Origin of the sequence: Thioclava pacifica DSM 10166 (genome assembly GCF_000714535.1) — a bacterium.
Lineage (GTDB): Bacteria > Pseudomonadota > Alphaproteobacteria > Rhodobacterales > Rhodobacteraceae > Thioclava > Thioclava pacifica.
Genome location: NZ_AUND01000023.1, coordinates 511,741 through 526,268 on the forward strand (window position 1 = coordinate 511,741; position 14,528 = coordinate 526,268).

Consider the following 14,528-nt stretch of genomic DNA (forward strand, 5'->3'; position numbering starts at 1 on the left):
CAACGTGATCACAAAAGTGCCATGACGACCATTACCACCCGTCCGATCGAAACCGCAGCGCATGACCGGCTCTACCGGAACCTGCGCCAGCAGATCATGGTGGGTGAGCTTCTCCCCGGCACGGCGCTGACGCTGCGCGGGTTGGGCAAGCAATATAACGTGTCAATGACGCCCGCGCGCGAGGCGCTGCGACGGCTTGTGGCGGAAGGGGCGCTGACGCTCTCGAGCTCGGGCCGGGTGACCACGCCGGAGCTGTCGAACGAGCGGATCGAGGAGCTGGCCTCGTTGCGCGCGCTGATCGAGCCGGAGCTGTCCTCGCGGGCTTTGCCGCGCGCACACCTTGCGCTGATCGACCGCCTCAGCGCGATCAACGTGGCCAATGCCGAGGCCGTCGCGAAACAGGATGCGGTGGGCTATATCCGCACCAATCTGGAATTTCACCGCACGCTTTACCTGCGCGCCCAGGCGCCCGCGATGCTGGCGGTGATCGAGACGGTCTGGTTGCAGCTCGGTCCCACGATGCGCGCGCTCTACAATAAGGTGCAGCGCAACGAACCGCCGCGCCATCACCGGATGATTCTCGCAGCCCTCAGGGCGGGGGACGAACCCGCGCTCCGGCTGGCCGTGCGCACCGATGTGACGCAGGGTTTGCGCCATCTGGCGCAGCGGGGCTGGTAAAACAGGGCGATCAAAGCCCCTCATGCCCCCATAAAAACGGCTTGAACGACTTGACGCGGGGCGGGTTTGGCCGTATTCCGCGCCAACAGATTTTCGGGCGCTGCCAGTCGGCGCCCTTTGATGTTGGGGCCGGAGCGCGATTCGCGTGGGCTGGCCGGGAAAGAAACGAAGGAAGAATGCCATGTCGCGCGTTTGCGAACTGACCGGCAAGGGCCCGACCACGGGCAACAAAGTGAGCCACGCGAACAACAAGACGCGTCGCCGCTTCCTGCCGAACCTGAACGATGTCACCCTGATCTCGGACGTCCTGGGCCAGAGCTTCAAGCTGCGTATCTCCGCGGCCGGCCTGCGTTCGGTCGACCATCGCGGCGGTCTCGACGCGTTCCTCGCCAAGGCGAAGAACGAAGAGCTGTCGGCGAAGGCGCTGAAGATCAAGAAAGCGATCGAAAAGGCTCAGGCTGCCGCCTGATCCTCGTGATCCGAGAAGATTGCGAAAGCCCCGCGGGAGCCTCCTGCGGGGCTTTCTGCCGTTCGTGGCGGTCCCGTCCATCGGCGCGCCGGACCCGCCTTTGCTTCGCGCTCGTGACGCGCTAGCTTGAAGACGACGCGCGAACCGGCCACCTCCCGGCAGAGGAGGGGCCATGAGGAGGACACCCCGATGATCCGCAAATTCCTGATGCTGGCGGCCGCCTGCACGATCGCCATGCCCGCCTTCGCCGACGAGATCGAAATCGTCGATGCCTATGTGCGCAGCTCCAGCCCGGTCTCGAAATCGGCTGCGGCCTTCATGGATATCCGCAACACCACCGATCGCGACGACCGGCTTGTCTCGGCCAGCTCGGATATCGCTGCGCGGGTCGAGCTGCATACCCATCAGGTCGGCCCCAATGGCGAGATGCAGATGCGCGAGGTGAAGGGTGGCTTCCCGGTCCCCGCCCATGGCGAGCATCTGCTGGCCCGTGGCGGGGATCATGTGATGATGATGGGGCTGCGCCACCCGATCCATCAGGGCGATCTTGTGCGCCTGACGCTGGTTTTCGAGAAGGCGGGGACGATGGTGCTCGATGTGCCGGTCGATCTTGAACGCGGTCAGGACATGATGCAGGACGATCCGGTCACCCATGGCGAGATCAGCCACGGCGGCATGACCCATGGCGAGATCACCCATGGCGATCCGCAACTCAATAAATCCGAAAGCGATATGTAAGCTCGGCGCGGCCTAGCCGTGCAGCAGCTCCAGCATCGTCGCCGCAGCAGCCGAAGGCGCGTTCTGCCCATCGGCCACCGCATCGCCCAGCTCGGTCATCTTCGCGCGGATCTGCGGGTCTTCGCGCAGCCGTGCCAGCAGCCCCTCGCGGACCTCGGCCTCGAACCAGTGGCGCGCCTGCTCGGCCCGGCGACTGTCGAAATGCCCATTCGCACGGCGCCACTCTGCAAGGGTCTGCATCTCGTCCCAAGCTTTTTCCAGCCCGTTTTCCTCGAGCGCCGAGACCGGCAGCGCCTTGGGGAACCCTTCCGGGTCCTGCGGGCGTTTGCGCAGCAGGCGCAGCGCGCCCGCATAATCGGCCACCGTGCGCATTGCAGCCGGTTTCAGATCGCCGTCGGCCTTGTTCACGAGGATCAGGTCGGCCATCTCCATGATGCCGCGCTTGACCCCTTGCAACTCGTCGCCGCCCGCGGGCGCCATCAGCAGCACGAAGAGATCCACCATCTCCGCCACCAGCGTCTCGGACTGGCCGACGCCCACGGTCTCGATCAGCACCACGTCGAAACCCGCCGCTTCGCACAGGCTGACAGCCTCGCGGGTGCGGCGCGCGACGCCGCCCAGATGGGCCTGGCTCGGCGAGGGACGGATAAAGGCGTTGGGATCGCGTGAAAGCCGCTCCATCCGGGTCTTGTCGCCCAGGATCGAGCCGCCCGAGCGCGCCGAGGAGGGATCAACCGCCAGCACCGCGACGCGCAGCCCCTTGGCCGTCAGCATCATCCCGAAAGCTTCGATGAAGGTCGATTTGCCGACGCCCGGTGTGCCCGAAAGCCCGATGCGCAGCGCCTGGCGCCCTTCGCCAGCCAGTTCGTCCAGTAGCACCGTGGCCTTCGCGCGGTGCTCGGAGCGTCCCGATTCCACCAGTGTGATCGCGCGGGCAAGGGCCCTGCGGTCTGCGGCGAGGATGCGGGTGGCGAGATCGGCGGGGCTTTGGTCACTCATCGGCGGGCTTTCGCTGATTTTTTGCTTTCGTGTCAAAACTGACATGAGACGTGAAGACTTATCGGTTACTTGCCTTCACCCTGCGACCTATGTCCAGAGCGAATGGAAAATTCCCGAGGTGAACAAAGCAATGACCTCTCTTCTGACCCGCATCTCCCGGCCGCTCGCCGGTGTCGTGGCCGCCGCCATGCTCGCGACGCCGATTGCCGCCGTGCCGGCGCGCGCCGATCAGAGCGACCGGATCGTTTTCGACGTGGAGCTCAAGGGCATCCGCGCGGGCGAACTTTCGATCAATGGCAAGATCACCGAGGGCGCCTATGGCGCGAACGGGGTGTTGCAGACAGCGGGGCTCGTGGGCTTCCTGCGCAAGATCAAGTTCACCGCGAGCGTTTCGGGACTGTTTTCGAATGGCCGCTTCACTCCGCTCAAATATACCGAGGTGGATGACGCGCCGAACCGCGATTCCCGCCATGAGATCATCTACAACAATGGCACCCCGGTTTCAGTCAGCCGCGTGCCGCCGCGCAAGCCCAAGGACCGCGATGTCGATCCGGCGAAACAGGGCGGCACGGTCGACCCGCTGACCGCGCTTTATGCGGTGCTGCGCGACGTGCCGCGCGACGAGGCCTGCAAGCTTGACGTGAAGATGTATGACGGGGCGCGGCGGTCTCAGGTGCGTCTGTTCAACCCCAGGCCCGATGGCAAGGGGCTGGTCTGCTCGGGCGAGTATCGCCGCCTTGAGGGCTTTTCGGAGAAGGACATGAAGGAGAAGAGCCGCTTCGCCTTCACCCTCTATTACGACCCGAGCCCGAAGGGCGGTTTGCAGGTCGACCGGATCGAAACCGACACGATCTATGGAAAAGGCCGTCTCACTCGGCGATAAGGGCCGGGTGAGCCAGGATAACCTCTCCCTTCCGATTGATGCGGTGCTGCCCGAGCTGCGGGCGGCGCTGTCGGCGCATGGCCGCGCGGTGCTGATGGCGCCGCCGGGCGCGGGCAAGACGACCCGCGTGCCGCTGGCGCTTCTGGATCAGGTCGAGGGCAAGATCGTGATGCTCGAGCCGCGCCGGTTGGCCGCGCGGGCGGCGGCCGAGCGCATGGCCGAGACACTGGGCGAGACGGTGGGCGAGACCGTCGGCTACCGCATCCGGGGCGAGGCGAAGGTTTCCAAATCCACCCGGATCGAGGTGGTGACCGAGGGTATCCTGACCCGCGTGCTGCAATCGGACCCGGAGCTGTCGGGCATCGGCTGCGTGATCTTCGACGAATTCCATGAACGCTCTCTGAATGCCGATCTGGGGCTGGCACTGGCCTGGGAAGTGCGCGGCGCGCTGCGGCCCGATCTGGCGCTGGTGGTGATGTCGGCGACGCTCGATGCCGAACCGGTGGCGGCGCTTCTCGACGATGCGCCGATCGTGGTGTCGGAGGGGCGCGCCTATCCGGTCGAGACGCGCTGGCTGGATCGTCCGGTCGACAGCTCGATGCGGTTCGAAGCGGCACTGGCGGGGCTGATCGTGGAGGCGGCCGGGGCGAGCGAGGGCAGCCTTCTGGCCTTCCTGCCCGGCGAGGGCGAGATCCGCCGCGTCGAGGGGCTGCTGAAAGGCCGCTTGCCCAGTGACATCGCGATCCGGCCCCTGTTCGGCGCGATGGAATTTGCCGCCCAACGCGCCGCCATCGCGCCCGCGCCCTCGGGGCGCAAGCTGGTGCTGGCGACAGCCATCGCCGAGACCTCGCTGACGATCGAGGATATCCGCGTCGTGATCGACGGCGGCCGCGCGCGGCGAGCGCGGTTCGACCCAAGCTCTGGGATGGCGCGGCTGGTCACCGAGCCCGTGAGCCGCGCCGAGGCCGAGCAGCGCCGGGGCCGTGCGGGGCGCGTGGCCGAAGGCATCTGCTATCGGCTCTGGACCAAGGGCGCGGAGGGCGCGCTGCCCGCTTTCGCCCCGCCCGAGATCGAGGTGGCGGATCTGACGGGGTTGGCGCTGGAACTGGCGCTCTGGGGCTCGGGCGGGGGCGATCTGGCCTTCCTGACCCCGCCGCCCGCGCCCGCGATGGCCGAGGCGCGCGCGCTGCTGGAGGAATTGGGCGCGCTGAAATCCGGGCTGATTACGGACCACGGGCGCAAGCTCGCGAAGCTCCCGCTGCATCCCCGCCTCGGGCATATGCTGCTGACGGCGGGTGCGGAGGCCGCGCCGCTGGCCGCCCTTCTGGCCGAGCGCGATCCGCTGCGCGGCGCGCCCGCCGATCTGACGCTGCGCCTGAGTGCCATCGACGATCCCAGACGTTTCGAAGTGCGCCACCCCTACACGCCCCATCGCGGCACGATCGAGCGTATCCGCTCCGAGGCCAAACGCCTCGTCCGTCTCGCGCCCGACACGCGCGAGAGCTATTCCCCCGCCGAGCAGCTCGCGCTCGCATACCCTGACCGCGTGGGCCTGCGCCGCAAGGGCGATGCGCCGCGCTATGTGCTCTCGGGCGGCAAGGGCGCGGTGGTCGCCGAGGGCGATCCCTTGGGCGCGCAGCGGCTGATCGTGGTGAGCGATCTCGACGGCGATCCGCGCGAGGCGAAGGTGCGGCAGGGCATCGCGATCTCCGAGGCCGAGCTGCGCCGTCTCTTTGCCGATCAGATCGGGTGGGTTGACGTCTGCGACTGGTCGAAGCGCGAAGGCCGGGTGGTCGCCCGCAAGCAGGAGCGCTTCGGCGCGCTGGTGCTCGACGATCGCGTCTGGAAGGACGCCCCGCGCGAGGCGCTGGCCCATGGCGCGCTGGCCGGCCTGCGCCAGATCGGGCTGCCGATGACACCCGCCGCGCGCCGTCTACAGGCGCGGGTCGAACTGCTGCGCGGGCAGGGGGCCGATCTGCCCGATTTCTCCGACGAGGGGCTTCTGGCTTCGGCCGAGGACTGGCTGCTGCCCTATCTCGGCAAGGCCCAGACCGAGGCCGATCTGCGCAAGCTGGACCTCACCGATGCGCTGCGCGCCGCGCTCGACTGGGAGCAGATGCAGCTGGTGGACCGGCTCGCACCCGCGCATTTTGAAACCCCGCTGGGCCGTCGCGTGCCCATCGACTACGCGGGCGAGGCGCCCGGCATCGAGATCCGCCTGCAGGAGATGTTCGGGGTCACGACCCATCCCACGGTCGGTCCGAAACGCCTGCCGCTGCGGATCACGCTGCTCTCGCCGGGCCAGAAACCCATTCAGGTGACGATGGACCTGCCGGGCTTTTGGGAAGGCTCCTATGCCGATGTGCGCAAGGACATGCGCGGGCGCTACCCCAAACATCCCTGGCCTGAAGACCCGCGCGAGGCCGACCCGACTCTGCGTGCCAAGCCCCGCAAATGACTGCGCGCTTTTGCCCGGATTGACCCGGTCGCCCGCTTCGGGCCAAATCGCGCGAAAGTAACGAGGGACATCCATGACCGAAACGCTGAGCTTCGAGGACCGCAAGCGCCTCGTGATGACCGTGCTGATGACGCCCGATCAGGCGAATTTCTCGGGCAAGGTTCATGGCGGTGCGCTGTTGAACTGGCTCGACCGGGTCGCTTTCTCGCTCGCCTCGCGCTATTCGCAGCGCTACGCGGTGACGCTCTCGGTCGATCAGGTGACCTTCCAGCAGCCGATTCATGTGGGCGAGCTGGTGACGTTTCGCGCCAGCGTGAACCATACCGGACGCACCTCGATGGAGATCGGCATCCGCGTCGAGGCCGAGAACATCACGGCGGGCACGCGGCGGCACACCAATAGCTGCTATTTCACCATGGTCGCGGTGGACGAGGGCGGCAAACCCGCCGAGGTGCCGAAGCTGCAACCAGCGACGAAGGAAGAAAAGCACCGCTGGCGCGCGGCCGAACTGCGCCGCGAGCTGCGCCGGGAATTCGCCGCGAAACTGGCGGCGGCGGCCGATCACGACGAGGATTGAGCCTCAGGGCATCTGCAAATCGTTTTTCCAAGCGAAAAGGGCGGCCTCGGGGCCGCCCTTTTCGCTGCCTGAACCTATGGCGTCACGCAGGTACGGCAGAGCCATGCAGCAGTGCGGTGCGACGCTCGGGCGAGATATTGAAGGCCTTGGAGAGCTGGGCGATGAAGGCGATCTTGGTCTGCCGGAACGAGCGGTCCGCCATCGCGACCATCATCGCGGCACGCAAAACCTGTTCCTTGCTTTGAGTGTCGAGCCCTTTCGCGAAGGATTTGAAATCCTTCGTTTTGACCGTGCCACGCGCCTTTCCGGCGATGTCGACGATGTCGGCCGGATCGCAGGGCTCGCCCGTGACACGGGCCGTGACATCGGCAATCCGCGTCAGATCTTCGTCGGTGAGCGCGCCATCGGCCATAGCGGTGCTCGCGGCGACTTCGATGATCCGTCGCGCCAGTAGCGAAAGTTCACGCGGGCCAGCGCCGCGGGTCTTCGCGCCACTACGCAGGCGGAACAGACTGCGTAGAACGAGCAACAGCAGAACAGCCGCCAACGCGTAGGATACATAGCCTGTCAATTTCTGCACCAGCGTCAGAGGCGGCACATCCGGCAGGTTTTCCGGGAAGACCTGCGCGATCTGACCGGCGAGAACCTTGTCCGAACTCAGCGCGTCGAACCGCGTGGCCGTGCAGCGGTTCGCGGCGAGCGCGTAGCCTTTGGGGGAGTACCAGACGGGCAAGCCGAAGAGGCTCGTCTCGGTCTTGAGCGCGCAAAAGGCCATCGTGCCGTTGCCATTTGGTGCAGGCAGGCGCGTAGGCGCGATGAATTCGAGTATGGGCGTATCGCTCAGGCCCGTGCCTGCTGTTGCTTGGGATGCGCCGGTGGTCAGTGGGACCAGCAACAAGAGCGCCGAAAGTGTTCTGGACAGCATGATCGCCTCCGAAACCAAGTGAAAGAAGCGCGCAGAATGCGCTGCGTGCGGTTTCCAATATGGTTGTCGTTCTGGACCAAAATGCGGCCAGAATCCGGCGATTGTTGCGGGCGTGTGGCCGATCACGGGGCCGTGCACAGGATTGGCTCGGCTATGAGACGCAAAAGGCGGCCCGTAGGCCGCCTTTCGGTTCTCGTTTCCCAGAAGGGGGATCAGGCGTGGATCGCGCCGTCGCCGCAGGCCAGTGCGGCTTCGCGCACGGCTTCCGAGAAGGTCGGGTGGGCGTGGCAGGTCAGCGCCACGTCCTGCGCCGAGGCGCCGAACTCCATCGCCACGCAGATCTCGTGGATCAGGTCGCCCGCGCCGGGGCCGATGATGTGGCAGCCGAGCACGCGGTCGGTTTCCTTGTCCGCGATCAGCTTCACGAAGCCCTCGCCCTGGAACACGGCCTTGGCGCGCGCATTGCCCATGAAGGAGAACTTGCCGACCTTGTAGGCGCGGCCTTCCTGCTTGAGCGCCTCTTCGGTCTGGCCCACCGAGGCGACCTCGGGGGTGGTGTAGATCACGCCGGGGATCACGTCGTAATTGACATGGCCATGCTTGCCGGCGAGCACCTCGGCCACCGCCATGCCCTCGTCTTCGGCCTTATGCGCCAGCATCGGGCCGACGATCGCATCGCCGATCGCATAGATGCCCGTCACATTGGTCGCCCAATGCGCGTCGGTCTTGATCTGGCCGCGCGGCAGCATCTCGACGCCCACGCCCTCGAGCCCCAGCCCGTCCGTGTAGGGCTTGCGGCCGGTCGCGACGAGCACGGTCTCGGCCTCGAGCGTGGCTTCGCTCTCATCCTTGCGCAGCTGGTATTTCACCGTGGCCTTGCCGCCCTTCACCTCGACGCCCTGAACGGCCGCGCCAAGGACGAATTTGAGGCCCTGCTTGGACAGGATCTTCTGGAAGTTGCGGGCGACTTCGCCATCCATGCCGGGCGTGATCGCATCGAGATATTCCACGACGGTCACTTCCGCGCCGAGGCGGGCATAGACCGAGCCCATCTCGAGGCCGATGACACCCGCGCCGATCACCACCATCGACTTCGGGATCTTGCCGAGCGACAGCGCGCCGGTCGAGGTCACGACGGTCTTCTCGTCGATCTCGATGCCGGGCAGCGAGGCGGGCTCGGAGCCGGTCGCGATCACGATGTTCTTCGCGTTATGGACCTCGTCGCCGACCTTCACCTGACCGGCCGCCGGGATCGAGCCCCAGCCCTTGAGCCAGTCGATCTTGTTCTTCTTGAACAGGAACTCGATGCCCTTGGTGTTGCCGTCGATGACCTCCTGCTTGTAGGCCTGCATCTGCTTCCAGTCGACCGAGGGGGATTTGCCCTTCAGGCCCATCTTGGCGAAGTTGTGCTCGGCCTCGTGCAGCTCGTGGGTGGCGTGCAGCAGAGCTTTCGAGGGGATGCAGCCCACGTTGAGGCAGGTGCCGCCCAGGGTCTCGCGGCCCTCGACACAGGCCGTCTTGAGGCCCAGCTGCGCGCAGCGGATGGCGCAGACATAGCCGCCCGGGCCGCCGCCGATCACGATCACATCATAGTCTGCCATTGGTCTTGCTCCTTAGAAGTCTTTAGCGCGCGGAGACCCGCGCGGGTGTTCAGATCAGCGCGGCCACGACCAGCGCCAGGATTGCGAAAAACGAAAAGCCCCAGACGAGCGAGCGCCAGGGCACGAGCCCCATCAGATAGGCCGGGATGTAGAGGATACGCGCGATCAGGAAGCAGGCCGCCGCGCCCGCCGTGGCCTGATTTGCCTGTCCCGAGAGCGCTACGATCAGCACCGCCGGGGTGAACAGGGTCAGCCCCTCGAAGGAGTTGTTCACCGTGCGCTGGAGCCGGCCCAGAACGGGGGACATCTCCGGCGCGGTCTTGTCGCGCGGCGACAGCGGGTAGCGCGTGCCCAGCTCGCGATTGGCCTTGATCGAGTAGGCGACCATCAGGCCGAGATGCAGGAGCAGGGCAAGGGCGAGGGTGGTGAGTTCGGGGGTCATGGGGCGCTCCCGGTGGAGAAGGCGGACCGGGGGGCTGCCTGCCCCCCGGACCCCCCGGAGATATTTGGATCAAGAAGAAGGGGCAGGGAGGCCGCCTTCGCTCCTGTCTTTACAGATCCATCAGCAGGCGGCGCGGGTCTTCCAGCGCTTCCTTGACGCGCACCAGGAAGGTCACGGCGCCTTTGCCGTCGACGATGCGGTGGTCGTAGCTCAGCGCGAGATACATCATCGGCTTGATGACGATCTGGCCGTTCTCGACCATCGGGCGCTCCTGGATCTTGTGCATGCCGAGGATGCCCGATTGCGGCGGGTTGAGGATCGGCGAGGACATCAGCGAGCCGTAGACGCCGCCGTTCGAGATGGTGAAGGAACCGCCCTGCATTTCGGCCATCGAGAGCTTGCCGTCACGCGCACGTGCACCGTATTCCGCGATCTGCTTCTCGATCGTGGCGAAGCTCAGCTGGTCGGCATCGCGTACGACCGGCACGACGAGGCCGTTCGGCGTGCCCACAGCCACGCCCATATGGACGTAGTTCTTGTAGACGATCTCGTTGCCGTCGATCTCGGCGTTGACTTCCGGCACTTCCTTGAGCGCGTGGCAGCAGGCCTTCACGAAGAAGGACATGAAGCCGAGCTTCACGCCGTGCTTTTTCTCGAAGAGGGTCTTGTACTCGTTGCGCAGGTTCATCACGCCCGACATGTCCACCTCGTTATAGGTGGTCAGCATCGCGGCGGTGTTCTGGCTGTCCTTGAGGCGCTTGGCGATGGTCGCACGCAGGCGGGTCATCTTCACGCGCTCTTCGCGGCTGGCATCATCGGCATTGACCGGACCGCGCGGGGCCTGCGCCGGGGCCGGAGCCACGGAGACGGTCGCGGGTTTCGGGGCTTCGGCGGCCTTGGCCACGTCTTCCTTCATGATCCGGCCATCCTTGCCCGAGCCCTGAACCGAGGCCGGGTCGATGCCCTTTTCGGCCATCAGCTTCTTGGCCGAGGGCGCATCTTCCACGTCCTTGCCGCCAGCCGATGCCGGAGCGGCTTCAGCCGGAGCGGCGGCCGCGGGGGCTGCGGCCCCTGCCGAGGCACCCTCGGAGATCACGGCGAGCTTGGCCGAGGCGTCGACGGTCGTGCCTTCTGCAGCGACGATTTCGGTCAGCACGCCCGCAGCGGGGGCAGGAACCTCGACCGAGACCTTGTCGGTCTCGAGCTCGCAGAGCATCTCGTCGGCCGCGACCGTGTCGCCGACCTTCTTGAACCACGTCGAAACCGTTGCCTCGGTGACCGATTCACCAAGGCTGGGCACCATCACATCGACCATCTTTCCCTCATTCGATTGGGGTTGGGCGGTTTCAGCCGCCGGTTTGTCATCTTTCTTCGGAGCGGCAGCTGCGGCTCCCGCTTCTTCGATCGTGGCGAGAAGGGCGGACACGCCCACCGTCTCGCCTTCGGCGGCAACGATCTCGCCGAGCGTACCGGCGGCGGGCGAGGGCACCTCGACCGTCACCTTGTCGGTTTCGAGCTCGCAGAGCATCTCGTCGGCGGCGACCGCATCGCCCGGCTTCTTGAACCAGGTGGCGACGGTGGCTTCCGTGACGCTCTCGCCGAGCGTGGGAACGCGGACTTCAGTGGACATCGGTTCAACCCTCCAGTGCATCGTTGACGAGCGCGTCCTGCTCGGCCTTGTGGCGGCTGGCCAGACCCGTTGCGGGCGAGGCCGAGGCCGCGCGGCCGGTATAGCGCGCACGTCCATGTTTCGCGTCGATCTTGGCCAGAACCCATTCGATATAGGGCTCGACGAAGGTCCAGGCGCCCTGGTTCTTGGGCTCTTCCTGGCACCAGACGATCTCGGCATCCTTGAAGCGCGTGAGCTCCTTCGTCATCGCCTGCGCGGGGAACGGATAGAACTGTTCGAGACGCAGCAGGTAGACATCGTCGAGGCCACGCTCGTCGCGCTGCGCGAGCAGGTCGTAATAGACCTTGCCCGAGGAGATCACGACGCGCTTGATCTGGTCATCGGATTTCAGCTTGAGATCCGAATTGCCCATTTCGGCATCGTCCCAGAGTACGCGGTGGAAGGTGGAGCCGGTGGTGAACTCCTCGGCCTTCGAGACGCATTTGGGGTGACGCAGCAGCGATTTCGGCGTCATCAGGATCAGCGGCTTGCGGAAGTCGCGATGGATCTGACGACGCAGGATGTGGAAGTAGTTTGCCGGCGTCGAGCAGTTCGCGACGATCCAGTTGTCTTCCGCCGAGAGTTGCAGGAAGCGCTCAAGACGCGCCGAGCTGTGCTCGGGGCCCTGACCTTCGAAGCCATGCGGCAGCAGGCAGACGAGGCCCGACATGCGCAGCCACTTGCGCTCGCCCGAGTTGATGAACTGGTCGAACATGATCTGCGCGCCGTTGGCGAAATCGCCGAACTGGGCTTCCCAGAGCGTGAGCGCCTTGGGTTCCGCCAGCGAGTAGCCGTACTCAAACCCGAGCACCGCGTATTCCGACAGCATCGAGTCGATCACTTCGTAGCGCGCCTGCCCCTCACGGATGTTGTTGAGCGGGTAGTAGCGATCTTCGGTGTTCTGATCGATGAAGGCCGAGTGGCGCTGCGAGAAGGTGCCGCGGGTCGCATCCTGACCCGACAGGCGCACCGGGTAACCCTCGGTCACCAGCGAGCCGAAAGCCAGTGCCTCGGCTGTGGCCCAGTCGAAGCCGGTACCGGTCTCGAACATCTGCTTCTTGTTCTCGAGCAGACGCGCGACGGTCTTGTGCATCGCGAAGCCGTCAGGCGCGGTCACGAGCGCCTTGCCGACTTCCTGGAACGTATCGGGCGCGATCGCGGTGGTGCCGGGCTCGTATTCGCCCTTCTCCTGCTCCATGCCCGACCAACGGCCATCGAGCCAGTCGGCCTTGTTCGGCTTGAAGACCTTGCCCGCTTCGAACTCTTCGTTCAGGTGGGACTGGAAGGCGGCCTTCATGTCCTCGATCTCGCCTTCCGGGATCAGCCCGTCGGCCACCAGACGCTCGGTGTAGAGCTGGAGCGTCGTCTTGTGGGTCTTGATCGACTTGTACATCACCGGGTTGGTGAACATCGGCTCGTCGCCCTCGTTGTGACCGAAGCGGCGGTAGCAGAAGATGTCGATGACCACGTCCTTGTGGAACTTCTGGCGGAACTCGATCGCGACGCGGGCCGCGTGCACGACGGCCTCCGGATCATCGCCGTTCACGTGGAAGATCGGGGCTTCCACCATCAGGGCGATGTCGGTCGGGTAGGGCGAGCTGCGCGAGAAGTGCGGCGCGGTGGTGAAGCCGATCTGGTTGTTCACGACGATGTGGATCGTGCCACCCGTGCGGTGGCCGCGGATACCCGAGAGCTGGAAACACTCGGCCACGACACCCTGGCCCGCGAAAGCCGCATCGCCATGCAGCAGCACCGAGAGAACCTTGGTGCGGTGCTCCTGATCGGAGAGCTGATCTTGCTTGGCGCGGACCTTGCCGAGCGCGACGGGGTTGACCGCTTCGAGGTGCGAGGGGTTCGCCGTCAGCGACAGGTGCACCTTGTTGCCGTCGAACTCACGGTCGGCCGAGGCGCCGAGGTGATACTTCACGTCGCCCGAACCGTCCACGTCCTCGGGCTTGAACGAGCCGCCCTGGAATTCGTGGAAGATCGCGCGATAGGGCTTTTGCAGCACGTTGGCGAGCACCGAGAGACGACCGCGGTGGGGCATGCCGACCACGACTTCCTCAAGGCCCAGCTGACCGCCGCGCTTGATGATCTGCTCCATCGCGGGGATCAGCGCTTCGCCGCCATCAAGGCCGAAACGCTTGGTGCCCATATATTTGACGTGCAGGAATTTCTCGAAGCCTTCCGCCTCGACCAGCTTGTTGAGGATCGCGCGGCGGCCGGTCTTGGTGAAGGTGATCTCCTTGCCGTAGCCTTCGATCCGCTCTTTCAGCCAGGACGATTGCTCGGGGTCGGAGATATGCATGTATTGCAGCGCGAAGGTGCCGCAATAGGTGCGCTTCACGATGTCCATGATCTGGCGCATCGAGGCGACCTCGAGGCCGAGCACGTTGTCGATGAAGATCGGGCGATCCATGTCGGCATCGGTGAAGCCGTAGCTCTTGGGATCGAGCTCGGGGTGATGCTCGTGCTCACGCATGCCCAGCGGATCGAGATCGGCGTTCAGGTGACCCCGGATCCGGTAGGCGCGGATGATCATCAGCGCGCGGATCGAGTCGAGCACCGCGCGTTTGACGGCGGTCTCATCGACTGCGATGCCAGCCTCGGCGGCTTTCTTCTTGATCTTCTCGCCGGCGGCCTTGCCCTCGGCCATCACGGGCCATTCGCCGGTCAGCGCGGCGGTGAGGTCATCGGCGGCGACCGGCGGCCAGTCCACGCGTTCCCAGCTCGCGCCCGAAGCGGATTTCTTCACATCCTGATCAGGATCGCCAAGCGAAGCGAAGAAGGCGGCCCAGGCGGTGTCGACCGAGGAGGGATCCTCGGCGAACTTCGCGTAGAGCTGCTCCACGTACTCGGCATTCGCGCCTTGCAGGAACTGCGAGGCATTGAACTGGTCGTTGGGGGATTGGTCTGTCATTTTCCTCACCTCGGTGCGGTGAACATCAAACTGTGTGGCGGTCCGGTCAGGGATGGGCCGCTTGAGTGGGCGGGGGTGCGATATCGGGTGTCACGTGGTTGCCGCCTTGCGCGATCGCAAGGGGGCTGGCAGGCGCCATCGGGAGAAACTGGCTGTTAGCGGTACGCGG

Annotated in this window: 12 protein-coding genes; 6 read left to right on the forward strand and 6 right to left on the reverse strand. The window is 65.6% G+C overall.

Annotated features, from left to right (window positions below; all coding sequences use genetic code 11):
* The first annotated feature begins 21 nt into the window (after positions 1-21).
* The 3 genes from TP2_RS11755 to TP2_RS11765 all read left to right on the forward strand — a co-directional run bounded on the left by TP2_RS11755 (position 22) and on the right by TP2_RS11765 (position 1,885).
* Entirely contained in the window at positions 22-678 is a 657-nt protein-coding gene (locus TP2_RS11755) for a GntR family transcriptional regulator (protein WP_038077469.1), read from the forward strand.
* Positions 679-859: 181 nt separating this feature from the next.
* The gene (gene rpmB / locus TP2_RS11760; RefSeq protein WP_038077471.1) at positions 860-1,147 is read left to right on the forward strand and encodes a 50S ribosomal protein L28; all 288 of its coding nucleotides are present in this window, start codon (positions 860-862) and stop codon (positions 1,145-1,147) included.
* Positions 1,148-1,336: 189 nt separating this feature from the next.
* Positions 1,337-1,885: a copper chaperone PCu(A)C gene (locus TP2_RS11765; RefSeq protein ID WP_051692525.1), complete on the forward strand. Its 549-nt coding sequence runs from the start codon at positions 1,337-1,339 to the stop codon at positions 1,883-1,885.
* A 12-nt stretch (positions 1,886-1,897) separates the two neighbouring features.
* On the opposite strand, the gene meaB is transcribed toward TP2_RS11765, so the two are convergent.
* Positions 1,898-2,884, reverse strand: coding sequence for a methylmalonyl Co-A mutase-associated GTPase MeaB (gene meaB, locus TP2_RS11770; protein WP_038077473.1), 987 nt, complete (start codon positions 2,882-2,884; stop codon positions 1,898-1,900).
* 130 nt (positions 2,885-3,014) lie between these two features.
* Here meaB and TP2_RS11775 point away from each other — a divergent pair, with 130 nt between their 5' ends.
* The 3 genes from TP2_RS11775 to TP2_RS11785 all read left to right on the forward strand — a co-directional run bounded on the left by TP2_RS11775 (position 3,015) and on the right by TP2_RS11785 (position 6,802).
* A complete protein-coding gene (locus TP2_RS11775) occupies positions 3,015-3,767 on the forward strand; it encodes a DUF3108 domain-containing protein (protein WP_240473751.1) in 753 nt (250 codons plus the stop codon).
* Entirely contained in the window at positions 3,739-6,225 is a 2,487-nt protein-coding gene (gene hrpB, locus TP2_RS11780) for an ATP-dependent helicase HrpB (RefSeq protein WP_051692527.1), read from the forward strand. Before TP2_RS11775 ends, hrpB begins: the two co-directional genes overlap by 29 nt.
* A 73-nt stretch (positions 6,226-6,298) precedes the next feature.
* Positions 6,299-6,802: an acyl-CoA thioesterase gene (locus tag TP2_RS11785; RefSeq protein ID WP_038077475.1), complete on the forward strand. Its 504-nt coding sequence runs from the start codon at positions 6,299-6,301 to the stop codon at positions 6,800-6,802.
* An 82-nt stretch (positions 6,803-6,884) separates the two neighbouring features.
* Here TP2_RS11785 and TP2_RS11790 read toward each other — a convergent pair whose 3' ends face one another.
* From TP2_RS11790 to TP2_RS11810, 5 genes are all read right to left on the reverse strand, one after another.
* A complete protein-coding gene (locus tag TP2_RS11790) occupies positions 6,885-7,727 on the reverse strand; it encodes a tellurite resistance TerB family protein (RefSeq protein ID WP_084714208.1) in 843 nt (280 codons plus the stop codon).
* A 212-nt stretch (positions 7,728-7,939) separates the two neighbouring features.
* Positions 7,940-9,328, reverse strand: coding sequence for a dihydrolipoyl dehydrogenase (gene lpdA, locus TP2_RS11795; protein WP_038077480.1), 1,389 nt, complete (start codon positions 9,326-9,328; stop codon positions 7,940-7,942).
* A gap of 49 nt (positions 9,329-9,377) precedes the next feature.
* Entirely contained in the window at positions 9,378-9,770 is a 393-nt protein-coding gene (locus tag TP2_RS11800; RefSeq protein WP_038077483.1) for an MAPEG family protein, read from the reverse strand.
* A 109-nt stretch (positions 9,771-9,879) separates the two neighbouring features.
* Positions 9,880-11,400 carry a 2-oxoglutarate dehydrogenase complex dihydrolipoyllysine-residue succinyltransferase gene (gene odhB, locus TP2_RS11805; protein WP_038077485.1) on the reverse strand — a complete coding sequence of 507 codons (1,521 nt, stop codon included), beginning with the start codon at positions 11,398-11,400 and terminating at the stop codon, positions 9,880-9,882.
* Between the two features lie 4 nt (positions 11,401-11,404).
* A complete protein-coding gene (locus tag TP2_RS11810) occupies positions 11,405-14,359 on the reverse strand; it encodes a 2-oxoglutarate dehydrogenase E1 component (protein WP_038077486.1) in 2,955 nt (984 codons plus the stop codon).
* Between the last annotated feature and the right edge of the window lie 169 nt (positions 14,360-14,528).